This is a genomic window from Bradyrhizobium denitrificans (assembly GCF_013179005.1).
Lineage (GTDB): Bacteria > Pseudomonadota > Alphaproteobacteria > Rhizobiales > Xanthobacteraceae > Bradyrhizobium > Bradyrhizobium denitrificans.
The window spans coordinates 14,059-27,604 of record NZ_JABFDP010000038.1 but is presented as its reverse complement, the minus strand read 5'-3'; the positions used below and the strand labels follow the sequence as shown (position 1 = coordinate 27,604).

The window sequence follows — 13,546 nt, the reverse complement described above, 5'->3', positions numbered from 1 at the left end:
GATCGGTCGCCAAACGTAAACTGCCGATGAATTCATCACGCGATGGTTAGAGCTCCGTTGCCGGGAAGACCCGTAAAAACCCGGATCAACCTGTCGCGCGGACGTCGTCCACCGGTGCCTTCATGGACACCGGCCGCAGCGGCGCGAACTCCTCGGCGGTCAGCGTCTCCTTTGCGATCAGCAGCGCGACGCCCTGCTCGAGATCGCGGCGATGCGCATCGAGGATCGCACGGGCGCGCGCGCCGCCCTCCGCGATGAGATCGCGCACGGCAAGGTCGATCTCCCGTCCAGTCTGCTCGGCCGCCGACACGAGCTGATCCTGCGGCTGCAGGAACGAGGCCTGCGGCCGCGGCGCGTAGGTGCGCTGGCCGACCGTCGCGTCCATGCCGTATTTGGTGACCATCTCGATCGCGATCTCGGTCGCACGCTGCAGATCGTCGGCCGCGCCGGTGGACACATCACCGTCGAAGATCAATTGCTCGGACGCGCGTCCGCCCATCAGCACTGCGATGCGGTTCTTCAACTCGCTGACGGCCAGCAGGAAGCGGTCCTCGGTCGGGCGCTGCATGGTATAGCCGAGCGCGCCAACACCGCGCGGAATGATCGACACCTTCTGCACCGGATCGACGCCGGCCAGATTGGCGGCGACCAGCGCATGGCCCATCTCGTGATAGGCGACACGCCGCCGTTCAGCGGGATTGAGCACTCGGCTCTTCTTTTCCAGGCCGGCCACGATCCGCTCGATCGCGGCGGTGAAATCGTCGAAGGTGACCTCATGTCCTCTGCGGCGGGTCGCAGCGATGGCGGCCTCGTTGATCAGATTGGCAAGGTCGGCGCCAGTGAAGCCCGCGGTCAGCGCGGCGACCTTGTCGAGATCGACGCTCTCGGCCATCGTGATCTTGCGGACATGCACCTTGAGGATCGCCAGCCGTCCGCCTTTGTCGGGCCGGTCGACCAGCACCTGGCGGTCGAAGCGACCGGCGCGCAGCAGGGCCGGATCGAGGATCTCCGGCCGGTTGGTGGCGGCGAGCAGGATCACGCCGGCGCTCGGATCGAAGCCGTCGAGCTCGGCGAGCAGCTGGTTGAGCGTCTGCTCCTTCTCGTCATAGCCGCCGAGCCCGCCGCCGGCGGTCCGGCTGCGCCCGAGCGCGTCGAGCTCGTCGATGAAGATGATGCAGGGCGCGGCCTTGCGCGCCTGCTCGAACAGATCGCGCACTCGCGCGGCGCCGACGCCGACGAACATCTCGACGAATTCCGAGCCGGAGATCGAGAAGAACGCCACACCGGCCTCGCCTGCGACGGCGCGCGCCAGCAGGGTCTTGCCGGTGCCGGGCGGGCCGACCAGCAGAATGCCTTTCGGCACATGCGCGCCGAGACGGCCATAGCTCTTCGGGTCCTTCAGGAACTGCACCACCTCCTGCAGCTCGAACTTCGCCTCGTCGACGCCGGCAACGTCGGCGAAGGTGACCTTGGTGTCGGTCTCGACATAGACCTTGGCGCGCGACTTGCCGATCGACATCAGCCCGCCAAAGCCCTGCCGGTCCATCACCTTGCGGCCGAGGAACACCCAGATCAGATAGAACATCAACGCCGGCACGATCCAGGACAGCAGCGTCTGGATCACACCGCCCGAGGGCACGCCGGTCACCGTGACGCCCTTGGACGCCATCTTTTCCGCCAGCGCAGGATCGACGCGCGCGGTGATGAACGAGGTCTTGCCGTCCTGCTGCTTGTCCTTGAACTTGCCCTGGATGGTGTCCTGGCTGACGGACACTTCCGCAATCTTGCCTTGCTCGACCAGTTGCTCGAACTGGCTGTAGGGAATGGTCTCGACCGTGTTGTAGGTCGTCAGCAGCCATTGCAGCAGCAGCATGCCGACCCCGGCAAGAAAGATGTAGCTGACCGCGATGGCTTGCTTGCGGGTGTTGGGATCGGATTCCATGTCACGCTCTCTTTCGGGCAGCTCGCTCGCCGCTCATCGGGGGAGCGGGACCGAATGGCTCCCGTCGCGCATAACAGGCTCTCGGCAGCACGGCTTGTCATGGATCAAGCGACGGCGCGGCCACCGTGTCGCGCATCGACGGCGCATCGCGGCCGAACGCCTCCAGCGCGCGCCGAACCGTCTCGACGAGATCCAAGGCGACCGGCGACGGGCTGCGCTGCGGCGGAAACACGGCCGCGAACTCGAAATCGATGCGCGGCAGGAACGGACGCACGGTAACGCCGCGTCCGTCGAACTCGCGCGCCGTGAACGGATCGCAGATCGCGACGCCCAATCCCGACGACACCATGCCGCACATGATCTCCGACAGCGTCGTCTCGACCCGCAGCACCCGTCTGACATCCTCGCGATGAAAGATCTGGTCGATGACATGCCGGCTGGTGGATCCGGCCGACAGCGAGATGAAAGTCTCCCCCTCGAAATCGCCGGGCATCAAGGCCTGCTTGGCACACAAACGATGACCGGCCGGAAGAACGGCCACGCGCGCCAGCGCCGGCAATTTGACGCTCGGCAAACCGGCATGGGCAATGGGGACCTCGGCAAAGCCGACGTCACATTGCGCATTCAGCACCCAGTCGATCACGATCGGCGAGATCACGCCGAAAAACGCCAGGTTGAGATTCGGCCGCTCGATCAGGAAGTGCCCGGCCAGCCGGGGCAAATAACCATTGGCCAGCGCCGGCAGCGCCGCGATCCGCAGCGTGCCGGTGCGACGGCCGCGGATCTCCTCGGCCGCCGCCGTGATGCGATCGAGCCCGACAAAGGAGCGCTCGACCTCCATGTAAAGGGCCGTGGCCGCCGCGGTCGGCACCAGGCCGGTGCCGCGCCGCTCGAACAGCTCCATCTTGAGCAGCGCCTGGAAGTCGCGCAGCAGGCGGCTGACCGCCGGTTGCGTCACCGCCATGAGCTTGGCCGCCTCCGTGACGCTGCCCGTCAGCATCATCGCCCTGAAGGCCTCGACTTGTCGCGAATTGATCCTGGCCATGGCCGCCATTCATAACATTTGAGCATGAATAGCTTGCCATTATTCATTGGACGATAAAAGGTGGGGCTGCGATCTTTTTCATCAGTTGGAGAGACGGCTCGTTTTTTAGGCTACCCGGCCGCAACGCGGGGTGGGACGTCCGAACGCGCAGCTGGATCTCACGGCGGTCCTCGAGACCGGCGCGCACATAAGGGGAGATCCTTCATGAAGCACCTGAACGTTCTGACGATGGTCAGCCTTGCCGTCCTCGCCTCGGCCTCTCAGGCCTGGGCTCAGCAGAAGACGCTGTACGTGGCCGGCTATGGCGGCTCGTTCGAGAAGACGATCCGCGACGAGGTGATCCCGCCATTCGAGCAGGCCAATGGCGTAAAGGTCGAATATGTCGCCGGCAATTCCACCGATACGCTGGCCAAGCTGCAGGCCCAGAAGGGCAACCAGCAGATCGACGTCGCCATCCTGGACGATGGTCCGATGTATCAGGCGATCCAGCTCGGCTTCTGCGACAAGGTGACGGGCCTCCCCGGCGATCTCCTCGACATCGCGCATTTCAAGGACGACCGTGCCGTCGCCATCGGCCTCGTGGCCACCGGCCTCATGTACAACAAGAAGGTGTTTACCGAGAAAGGCTGGGCGCCGCCGACCTCGTGGAACGACCTCAAGGACCCAAAATACAAGCAGCAGCTGGTCATTCCGCCGATCAATAACACCTACGGCCTGAACGCCCTGTTGATGCTGGCGAAGATGAACGGCGGCAGCGAGACCAACGTCGAGCCCGGCTTCAAGATCTTCAAGAACGACATCAATCCCAACGTGCTGGCCTATGAGCCCTCGCCCGGCAAGATGACCGAGCTGTTCCAGTCGGGCCAGGCCGTTATCGCGGTGTGGGGCTCGGGCCGTGTGCAGAGCTTTGCGAACACCGGCTTCCCGGTCGACTTCGTCTATCCGAAGGAAGGTGCGGTCAGCCTGCTGACGACGGCGTGCCCGATCGCCAAGACCTCGACCTCGCCTTTGGCATCGAGCTTCATCAAGCTGCTGCTCGATCCGAAGATCCAGCTCACCATGCTCAAGGAATATGGCTACGGCCCGGTCGTGAAATCCGTCGTGGTGCCCGAAGGCGTCGGCGCGATGGCGCCGATCGGCGAGCGTGCGACCAAGGTCTATGCGCCCGATTGGACCGTGGTCAACGAGAAGCGCGAGGAATGGACCAAGCGCTGGAATCGCGAGGTCGAGCGCTGAGAAGTTTGCCGCGAGCTCTCTCTCGCACCGCTGCGCTCCCTCTCCCCGTTCTTCACGGGGAGAGGGCTGGGGTGAGGGGCAGCGGCCCGATCGGTACGAATTGTTAGACCTGTCCCCCCTCACACGGATGGCATCTTGCGATGCCATCCGACCTCTCGCCGCAAGCGGGGCGAGGTTGCAGCGAACGCGTTGCTAGACGCCGATGATGTCTGGCATTGCAGAAGCATCGCCTTGTCCAGCGCCATCCTTGTGTCGTCCCGGAAACCCGCATGTCCCTCCTCGAACTCGACCGCGTCGGAAAATCCTTCGGCCCCAACACGGCCGTCGAAGAGTTCAGCCTCGCTGTCACCAAGGGCGAGTTCATCTCGTTTCTCGGCCCGTCCGGCTGCGGCAAGACGACGACTTTGCAGATGATCGCGGGCTTCCTCGATCCGTCCCACGGCACGATTAGGCTCGAAGGCAAGGACCTCGTCGCCATGCCGCCGGCCAAGCGCGGGCTCGGCATCGTGTTTCAGAGCTATGCACTGTTTCCGCACATGACGGCGGCCGAGAACGTCGCCTTCGGGCTCGAGATGCGCAAAGTGCCGCGCGACGAGCGTGACGAGCGCGTGCGCAAGGCGCTCGCGCTTGTCGGTCTGGCCGGCTACGAAGGCCGGCACCCGCGCCGCATGTCCGGCGGCCAGCAGCAGCGTGTCGCGCTGGCACGCGCGCTGGTCATCCGCCCCTCGGTGCTGCTGCTCGACGAACCCTTGTCCAATCTGGATGCGCGGCTGCGCGAGGACATGCAGATCGAGCTGCGCCAGATCCAGCGCAATCTCGGCACCACGACGATCCTCGTGACCCACGACCAGATCGAGGCAATGTCGCTGTCCGACCGCATCGTCGTGATGAGCAAAGGCAAGATCGAGCAGATCGGCACGCCGCAGCAGGTCTATGAGCAGCCGGCTTCGGCCTTCGTCGCGCAGTTTCTCGGCAAGACCAATGAGTTCGCGGCCGAGGTGGAGCGCACTGCCGGGTTAGCCAGGCTCGTTGCGGGCTCGTGGAGCGCGCCGGCGCCGGCCGGCGCCACCGGGACGGTGACCATCAGCGTGCGCCCCGAGCGCATCAGCTTCGGCAGTTCCGGCCTCGCGGGGCGGATCACCAGCCGCATCTTCCAGGGCAATCACTGGCTGTTCCAGTGCGACACGGAATGCGGCCCCGCGATCGTGATCCGTCAGAATGACGGCCAGCCGCAGCCGGACCAGGGCGAAACAGTGCACCTGATCTGGCAGAACTCCGACATGAGCCTGCGGGCGAGCGTGGCCGCATGAGCACGACCGTCTCCGCGAACCCGTCCGACGCGCGAACCGGGCTGACGCTGGCGCTGCCGGCATTGATGCTGTTCACCGGGGTCGTCGTGATTCCGCTGGCGATGACCGTGCTGCTGTCGTTCCATGATTGGGGCCAGTACAAGGGCATCGAGCCGGTCTTCATCCTGAAGAACTGGATCGAGATTGTCGACGATCCCTATTATGCCGAGATGTTCTGGCGCACCTTCCGCGTCGCCGTCCTCGCGACCCTGATCACGGCGGTGTTCGGCGTGCCCGAGGCCTACATTCTCAACCGCATGCAGGGACCATGGAAAGGTCTCTTCCTGCTCATCATCATCGGACCGCTGCTGATCTCAGTGGTCGCGCGGACGCTCGGCTGGGCGCTGTTGTTCGGCGGCAACAACGGCCTCGTCAACAAGCTCTTGATGACGTCCGGACTGATCGCCTCGCCGCTCCGCTTCATGTTCACCGAGACCGGCATGGTGATCGCGCTGGCCCATGCGATGATGCCGTTCATGGTGCTCGCGGTGTGGACCGCGCTGCAGCGGCTCGATCCGCAGGTCGAGAACGCCGCGCTGTCGCTCGGCGCCGGCTCGTTCACCGTGATCCGCCGCATCGTCCTGCCGCAGATCATGCCCGGCGTGCTGTCGGGCGCCATCATCGTGTTCTCGCTGTCGGCGAGTGCCTTCGCCACGCCCGCGATCATCGGCGGACGCCGGCTCAAGGTCGCGGCGACCCTCGCTTATGACGAATTCCTCAACACGTTGAACTGGCCGCTCGGCGCGGCGGTCGCCGTGCTGCTGCTGATCGCGCTGGTGCTGATCGTGGTCGGATCGAATGCGCTGATCGAGCGCCGCTATCAGGAGATGTTCCGATGAGCCGGAATGGTCCCGTCGCGCTGGTCTTCCACACACTGTTCGTGGTGTTCATGGTGGCGCCGATCGTCGTCGTCTGCTGGGTCGCGTTCACACCCGAGGGCTTCCTGTCGATTCCGACGACGAACTTCTCGCTGCGCTGGTTCAAGGCGCTCGCCAATTATCCGGAATTCGTCCATGCCTTCGCCGTGAGCCTGTGGCTCGGGGCGCTGTCGTCCTGTGTCGCGCTGCTGTTTGCGGTGCCGGCCGCGCTCGCGCTCAGCCGGTATCAGTTCCGCGGCCGCGACGCCCTGTCGGCGCTGTTTCTCTCGCCCTTGATGATTCCCCATGTCGTGCTCGGCATCGCCTTTCTGCGCTTCTTCACGTCGGCCGGCATCGGCGGCACATTTCTGGCGCTGGTGATCGCGCATGTGGTGGTCGTGTTTCCCTTTGCACTGCGGCTGACGCTGGCGGCGGCCACCGGCATGGATCGCTCGGTCGAGATGGCAGCGATCTCGCTCGGCGCCGACGGCTGGACCATGTTCCGCCGCGTCACCCTGCCGGCGATCCTGCCCGGCATCGTCTCGGGCTGGATGCTCGCCTTCATTCAATCATTCGACGATCTGACCATGACCATCTTCCTGGCAACGCCCGGCACCGAGACGCTGCCGGTGCGGATGTTCCTGTACATCCAGGACAACATCGATCCGCTGGTGACATCGGTGTCCGCCAGCGTCATCGCCATCACCATGACCGTCCTGATCCTGCTCGATCGCTGCTACGGACTCGACCGGGTGCTCACCGCCAAGGGCGGCGACGCAGGGCGATAGGAGAGACCATGATGAGAGATTACGACGTCGCCATCGTCGGCGGCGGCCTGCTCGGCTCTGCCATCGCCTGGGGGCTGGGCCGGCTCGGCCAGCGCGTCGCGGTGCTCGACGAGGGCGACATCGCCAAGCGGGCGTCCCGCGCCAATTTCGCGCTGGTCTGGGTGCAGAGCAAGGGACTGGGCATGCCGGCCTATACGGGCTGGACCGTGCGCGGCGCCAAGGCGTGGCCGAAGCTCGCGGAGGAGCTGAAGGCGCAGACCGGGCTCGACGTCGTGCTGCAGCAGAATGGCGGCTTTCATCTCTGCCTGGGAGAGGCCGAATACGAGCAGCGCAGCCAGCTCGTCGCGCGCATGCACAACCAGGTCGGTGCGGCCGACTACCACATGGAGATGCTGACCGCCGCAGCGGTGAAGAAGATGCTGCCGCTGATCGGGCCCGACGTGTCCGGCGGTAGCTTCTGTCCGTTCGACGGCCATGTGAACTCGCTGCGCACCTTCCGCGCGCTGCATGCCGGCATGAAGCAGTTCGGGGTCGACTATCTGCCCGAGCGCGCCGTCAGCGCCATTGCGCGCGAGGGCAACGAGTTCAGGCTGACCACGGCGCAAGGCGAGCTGCGGGCCGCCAAGGTCGTGCTCGCGGCAGGCAACGCCAACCAGACGCTGGCGCCGATGGTCGGGCTGTCGGCGCCGATGGGACCGACTCGCGGCCAGATCGTCGTGACCGAGCGCACGATGCCGTTCCTGCCGCATCCGCTGACGACGATCCGCCAGACCGATGAGGGCACGGTGATGATCGGCGACAGCAAGGAGGACGAGCTCGACGATCGCGTCCAGAACCATCCGATCAACGCCGTGATGGCCGACCGGGCCCAGCGCATGTTCCCGCATCTGGCGCGCCTCAATGTCGTCAGGAGCTGGACCGGCATCCGGGTGATGCCGAAGGACGGCTTCCCGATCTACGAGCAGTCCGAGACCCATCCGGGGGCCTTCGTCGCCTGCTGCCATTCCGGCGTGACCTTGGCCGCCAACCACGCCTTCGAGATCGCCCGCATGGTGAAGGACGGCGCGTTGGAGCCCGAACTGGTCGGCGCCTTCACAGCCAAGCGCTTCGCCGACGAAATCGGCGCGGGCGGCAGTGGCTATTACTGAGATCGCGGCGAACGCCGCCACGGAGACGATGATGTTCAAACGAGCTGAGGATGATGGCAGGCGAGCGCTGACCATCCATGTCGAGGGCCAGGCGATCTCGGCGCGCGAAGGCGACACGGTGTCGGCCGCGCTGCTCGCCTCGGGTCTCGACGTCAGGCGCGACACCGCGGTGAGCGGCGCCAAGCGACTGCCCTACTGTATGATGGGCGTATGCTTCGACTGCCTCGTCACCATCGACGGCGTCGGCAACCGCCAGGGCTGCCTCGTGCCCGTGGCCGAGGGCATGCAAATCGAAATCCAGAAGGGCAAGCGGGAGATCGGCAAATGAGCGCCGCGCCGAAGCATGAGCAATACGACGTCGTCGTGATCGGCGCCGGTCCGGCCGGACTCGCCGCGACAACCGCAACGGCCCGCGCCGGCCTGTCGACGCTGCTGCTCGACGAGAACGCCGGTCCCGGCGGCCAGGTCTGGCGCGCGATCGGCGCAACGCCAGTCAAGAATGAAGCGCTGCTCGGCGCCGATTACTGGTCGGGCGCCGAGATCGCCAGGGCCGCCCGCGACGGCGGCGCCGAGATCATCCATCGCGCGACGGTGTGGAGTCTCGACCGCAATCTCGAGCTCGGCGTCTCCGTCGGCGGCGGCTCGGCCTTCATCAAGGCCAAGCGGGTCATCATCGCGACCGGCGCCCAGGAGCGGCCGTTTCCGATTCCAGGCTGGACCCTGCCCGGCGTGATGACGGCCGGCGCGGCGCAGACGATGCTGAAATCGTCCGGCCTGGTGCCGGATGGCCCGACGGTCCTCGCCGGCCAGGGACCGCTGCTGTGGCTGCTCGCCGCGCAGATCCTGCGCCTCGGCGGCCGCATCGACCGCGTGCTCGACACCACGCCGCGCGCCAACTACCTGGCCGCGCTGCCCCATGCCTTCGCCTTCATGACCTCGCTTTATTTCGTGAAGGGGCTGGCGATGATGCGTGAGGTCCGCGCCAACGTGAAAGTCACCACCGGCGTGACGGAGCTGGCGGCGGCGGGCACGGACCGGCTGGAGTCGGTCAGCTATGTCACGGCCGGCGGCCGGCGCGAGACGCTGCCGGTCGAGCTGCTGCTGCTGCATCACGGCGTGGTACCTAACGTCAACCTGGCGATGGCCGCCGGTGTCGAGCATCGCTGGAACGAGCTGCAATTGTGCTGGACGCCCGTGCTCGATGCCGACGGCAACAGCTCGATTCCCGGCATCGCGATCGCCGGCGATGGCGCCGGCATCGGCGGCGCGCAGGCGGCGCTGTGGCGCGGGCGCATTGCGGCAGAACGCGCGATCAAGGCGCTTCGCCCGACCGCCAAGGTCTCCGATCTTTCACCGCAGTTGAAGCGCGCCGAGCGCGGTCGCGCCTTCCTCGACATCCTGTTCAAGCCGGCGAAGCAGTTCCGCATTCCGCAAGGCGACACCATCGTCTGCCGCTGCGAGGAGATCACCGCCAAAGACGTGCTCGATTCCGTCGCAATCGGCGCGACTGGGCCGAACCAGCTCAAGGCCTATCGCCGCACCGGCATGGGCCCATGCCAGGGCCGGCTGTGCGGCCTTACCGTCACCGAGCTGATGGCGGAAGCGCGCGGCAAGAGCCCGCAGGAAATCGGCTATTATCGGCTGCGCGCGCCGGTGAAGCCGATCATGCTGTCGGAGCTCGCAAGCCTGCCCAAGAGCGACGAGGCCACCAAGGCGGTGGTGCGCGGATGACGATCAACACGGATGCCATCATCGTGGGTGGCGGCATCCACGGCTGCTCGACCGCGCTGCATCTCTGTCTCGCCGGCTTGAAGCCGGTGCTGATCGAAAAGGACTATGCGGGCCGCCACGCCTCCGGCGTCAATGCCGGCGGCGTGCGCCAGCTCGCGCGCGACGTCGCCGAGATTCCGTTGTCGATCCGGTCGATGGGAATCTGGGAGAGCATCGCCGCACTGGTCGACGATGATTGCGGCTTCGAAAGCCATGGCCAGGTGCTTGTCGCGGAGAACGCGGCCGAGCTCGCCGCCTGCCGTGAGCGGGTCGCCGATCTCAACGCGCGCGGCTTCAGCCATGAGGAGCTGATCGACAGCGCCGAGCTGCGCCGGCTGGTGCCGGCGGTGGCAGAGAGCTGTCCTGGCGGGATCGTCTCGCGCCGTGACGGTGCGGCACAGCCCGCCAAGACCACGACGGCGTTTCGCCGCAAGGCCGAGCAGCTCGGCGCCATCATCCGCGAGGGCGTGACCGCCGGCAACATCCGCAAGGAGGATCGGCTCTGGCGCGTCGATGTCGGCGGCGACACCTATGCCGCCCCCATTCTGGTCAATGCCGCCGGCGCCTGGGGCGGCCACATCGCCGCCGCGCTCGGCGAGCCGGTGCCGGTCACGACCGTGGCGCCGATGCTGATGATCAGCTCGCCGGTCCCGCACTTCATCGATCCCGTGGTGATCCTGCGCGGCCGCAAACTGTCGTTCAAGCAGTTCAAGAACGGTACCGTGCTGATCGGTGGCGGCCATCTCGCGGCGCCGGATCAGGATCGCAACGAGACGGTGCTCGACTGGCGCAGCCTCGCCATCAGCGCGCGCACCGTGTTCGAGCTATTCCCGGCGATGCGCAGCGCCACCATCATGCGGGCCTGGGCCGGCATCGAGGCGCGCATGCAGGACGACATCCCGGTGTTCGGGCCAAGCGCCGTGCATGAGGGCCTGTTTCATCAATTCGGCTTTTCGCTGCATGGCTTCCAGCTCGGCCCCGGCGCGGGCGCCGTCATGGCCGAACTGATCGTGCATGGCGGCACGCAGACCCGGATCCGAGAGCTCAGCATCGAGCGCTTCCGCAACGCCTCCCCTTCAGCAACAGCATGAGGACAGCATGACCATCACCCGCAAGATCCGCTCGGCCATCCATCACCGCATCGTCGAAGCCAATGGCTTCGTCTTCATCGGCGGCACCATCGCCGACGACACATCGGTGTCGATGGGCGAGCAGACCCGCAACATCCTCGGCAAGATCGACGGCTTTCTGAAAGAGGCCGGCACCGACCGGTCGCGTGTCGTCTCCGGCCAGATCTTCGTGACGGACTTGTCGAAGAAGAAGGAGATGGATGCGGCCTGGACCGAATTCTTCGGCGAGGATCTGCCGACCCGTGCCACCGTCGGCGTCGCCGATCTCGGCGGTGGCGCGCTGATCGAAATCGTGGTGACCGCGGTCAAGGACTGATCGCGCCACGGCCGTTGCCGGCCCGGCGGTTCGGGCCGGCGCAGACGCATTGGGATGACGGGCCGCCCGGCCCGTCCCCCAGACTCATTCCAGATCGATCGGCTGATAGACGCCCGTCTTGTCGAGCTGGGTGCCCCAGACCTTGTGCAGGGCCTGGTGATCGCCGCGGCTCAGATTGAGCGCGGCGCCGAGCCCCATGTCGAGATTCCGCGTGCTCTCCAGCGTCTCCACCAGGCGTTCGGTGTCGAGCTGCGGTCCGCAGCGCTTCAGCGCGTCGATCAGCAGGTTCGCCGCGATATAGCCTTCGAGCGAGATGTAGTCCGGCACCTCGCCGGGCGCCACCTGGGCCAGCGCCGTCTTGAATTCGAGCACGGTGCTCGAATAGCCGGAGACGGCCGGCACGGCCTGCGTCACGATGACATTCTCGGTGAAGCGCGGTCCCAGCAGCATCAATTCCTGCGCCAGCGCCGTGGCGCCGACGATCGACATGTTGGTGTAGATCATGCCGGGAAACAGATCGCGCGTCTTCTCGATGAATTTCGCCGCCGGGCGCGTGGTGCCGACCATCACGATCGCCTTGATCGGCACCCTCTGCTGCTTCAACTGGGCGACGGCCTCGTCCATGTCGATGGAGTTGCGGTTATAGACCAGCCGCAGGATCGTCGAGTCGTTGAGACCGGCGGCACGATAGGCCTTGGCGACACCGGCGAAGCCCTGCTCGCCCAGATCGTCATTCTGGCCAAACACGGCGATCTGGTTCGGCCTGATCTTGCGCATCTTCAGGAGATAGCGCACCGCGGCGTCGGCTTCCTCGACGAAGCTCGGCCGGTAGTTGAAGACATAACGGTCCGGCGGATCGTGCCGCACCACGCTGCCGCCGGTGAACGGCGCGAAGAACAGCACCTTGCGCTCGAGCGCAAATGGCACGGCGACCGCCGCGGTCGGCGTGCCCAAATTGCCGAGAAAGCCGAACACCTGCTCCTTGTCCCAAAGCAGCTTCATCGCGTCCAAGGTCCGCGTCGGTTCGAAACCATCGTCGGCGGCAATCAGCTTGAGCGTCCGGCCATGGACGCCGCCGCCGGCATTGGCCCGCGCGAACGCCACCTCGATACCGCGCTTGTAGCTCTGCCCGTTCTCCTTGGCGCTTCCCGTGTAGGGGATCACCATTCCGAAGCGGATTTCCTGATCGGTCACGCCTCGCACCTGGCCAGCAGCGGCCGGCCGTGCAGGGCTGGCCGCATTGCCGGCGAGCGGCGCGGCGGCCGGCGCCGGCGGCGCGCCGACGCTTCCTTCGAGATCGGCGAGCTGGCGTTCGACCAGCCTGCAATCGGCCCGTCCACGATTCACCGCAGTCCGGCCATCGGCGATGTTCTTCTCGAACTCGCGTGCCAGCTCGTTGCGGTCGTTCGGGTTGGCCGAGGCCTCGCGGATCGCCTGCTGAAACTTGCCGAGCATCACTTGAACGCGGCGTGTCGCGATGCTGGTGCAGGCCTGGGCGGAACCGAGGATCGGGCCGACACGGCCGGCCAGCTCGCGGACCACGTTCACACTGTCGGCCGCGGCGGCCCCACTCGCATGTGCGGCGATGATGACGGCGGACAACACCGCCGGTCGAAGCGAATGCCGCGTGATGCACGAGGCGAAAGACAGATATTGCATCTGGTAGACCGAGACCTCCGTTGCTCTCCGCCGCGCGTCTCGCATAGACCGAACGCAAGGATGAGGCCAACCGGGATGACCATCGATTGCGGTAATTCGGATATCGTCATGACGATGGGGAATGCCGGAAACATCAGGAAAATTCTGCTAGCCGGCCCCGACAGTCGGGGCCGGTCAATTCTTCCTGCCGCCGCCTGGATCGCGCGAAAGCTATTGTTTTCCCGTATCCCGCAGCGTTGATGTCCGAATACCGCCGATTGTGACTTGCGTCCGTGTCTGGGCAAAGACACGACATTCCCGGCATCT

At 65.9% G+C, this 13,546-nt stretch carries 12 protein-coding genes; 9 read left to right on the top strand and 3 right to left on the bottom strand.

Features of this window, described 5'->3' with window-relative positions; genetic code table 11:
- Positions 1-85 precede the first annotated feature (85 nt).
- Positions 86-1,942 (bottom strand): ATP-dependent zinc metalloprotease FtsH, encoded by a 1,857-nt coding sequence (ftsH, locus tag HL671_RS32865; RefSeq protein ID WP_172242335.1) that lies wholly within the window; start codon positions 1,940-1,942, stop codon positions 86-88.
- 97 nt (positions 1,943-2,039) lie between these two features.
- Positions 2,040-2,987, bottom strand: coding sequence for a LysR substrate-binding domain-containing protein (locus HL671_RS32860; protein ID WP_049795480.1), 948 nt, complete (start codon positions 2,985-2,987; stop codon positions 2,040-2,042).
- A 204-nt stretch (positions 2,988-3,191) separates the two neighbouring features.
- Here HL671_RS32860 and HL671_RS32855 point away from each other — a divergent pair, with 204 nt between their 5' ends.
- From HL671_RS32855 to HL671_RS32815, 9 genes are all read left to right on the top strand, one after another.
- Positions 3,192-4,223: an ABC transporter substrate-binding protein gene (locus HL671_RS32855; protein WP_172242332.1), complete on the top strand. Its 1,032-nt coding sequence runs from the start codon at positions 3,192-3,194 to the stop codon at positions 4,221-4,223.
- A gap of 269 nt (positions 4,224-4,492) precedes the next feature.
- Positions 4,493-5,533 carry an ABC transporter ATP-binding protein gene (locus HL671_RS32850; RefSeq protein WP_172242329.1) on the top strand — a complete coding sequence of 347 codons (1,041 nt, stop codon included), beginning with the start codon at positions 4,493-4,495 and terminating at the stop codon, positions 5,531-5,533.
- Positions 5,530-6,411, top strand: coding sequence for an ABC transporter permease (locus tag HL671_RS32845; RefSeq protein ID WP_172242326.1), 882 nt, complete (start codon positions 5,530-5,532; stop codon positions 6,409-6,411). Before HL671_RS32850 ends, HL671_RS32845 begins: the two co-directional genes overlap by 4 nt.
- Positions 6,408-7,217 (top strand): ABC transporter permease, encoded by an 810-nt coding sequence (locus tag HL671_RS32840; RefSeq protein ID WP_172242323.1) that lies wholly within the window; start codon positions 6,408-6,410, stop codon positions 7,215-7,217. Before HL671_RS32845 ends, HL671_RS32840 begins: the two co-directional genes overlap by 4 nt.
- A gap of 8 nt (positions 7,218-7,225) precedes the next feature.
- Complete coding sequence (locus HL671_RS32835) at positions 7,226-8,365, top strand: NAD(P)/FAD-dependent oxidoreductase (RefSeq protein ID WP_172242320.1); 1,140 nt, start codon at positions 7,226-7,228, stop codon at positions 8,363-8,365.
- Positions 8,366-8,396: 31 nt separating this feature from the next.
- Complete coding sequence (locus tag HL671_RS32830) at positions 8,397-8,693, top strand: (2Fe-2S)-binding protein (RefSeq protein ID WP_012042065.1); 297 nt, start codon at positions 8,397-8,399, stop codon at positions 8,691-8,693.
- Positions 8,690-10,096 carry an NAD(P)/FAD-dependent oxidoreductase gene (locus HL671_RS32825; RefSeq protein ID WP_172242317.1) on the top strand — a complete coding sequence of 469 codons (1,407 nt, stop codon included), beginning with the start codon at positions 8,690-8,692 and terminating at the stop codon, positions 10,094-10,096. Before HL671_RS32830 ends, HL671_RS32825 begins: the two co-directional genes overlap by 4 nt.
- Complete coding sequence (locus HL671_RS32820; RefSeq protein WP_172242314.1) at positions 10,093-11,226, top strand: NAD(P)/FAD-dependent oxidoreductase; 1,134 nt, start codon at positions 10,093-10,095, stop codon at positions 11,224-11,226. The genes HL671_RS32825 and HL671_RS32820 overlap by 4 nt, the downstream gene beginning before the upstream one ends.
- Positions 11,227-11,233: 7 nt before the next feature.
- Complete coding sequence (locus HL671_RS32815; RefSeq protein WP_172242311.1) at positions 11,234-11,581, top strand: RidA family protein; 348 nt, start codon at positions 11,234-11,236, stop codon at positions 11,579-11,581.
- Positions 11,582-11,665: 84 nt separating this feature from the next.
- On the opposite strand, the gene HL671_RS32810 is transcribed toward HL671_RS32815, so the two are convergent.
- Positions 11,666-13,240, bottom strand: coding sequence for an ABC transporter substrate-binding protein (locus HL671_RS32810; protein ID WP_172242308.1), 1,575 nt, complete (start codon positions 13,238-13,240; stop codon positions 11,666-11,668).
- Between the last annotated feature and the right edge of the window lie 306 nt (positions 13,241-13,546).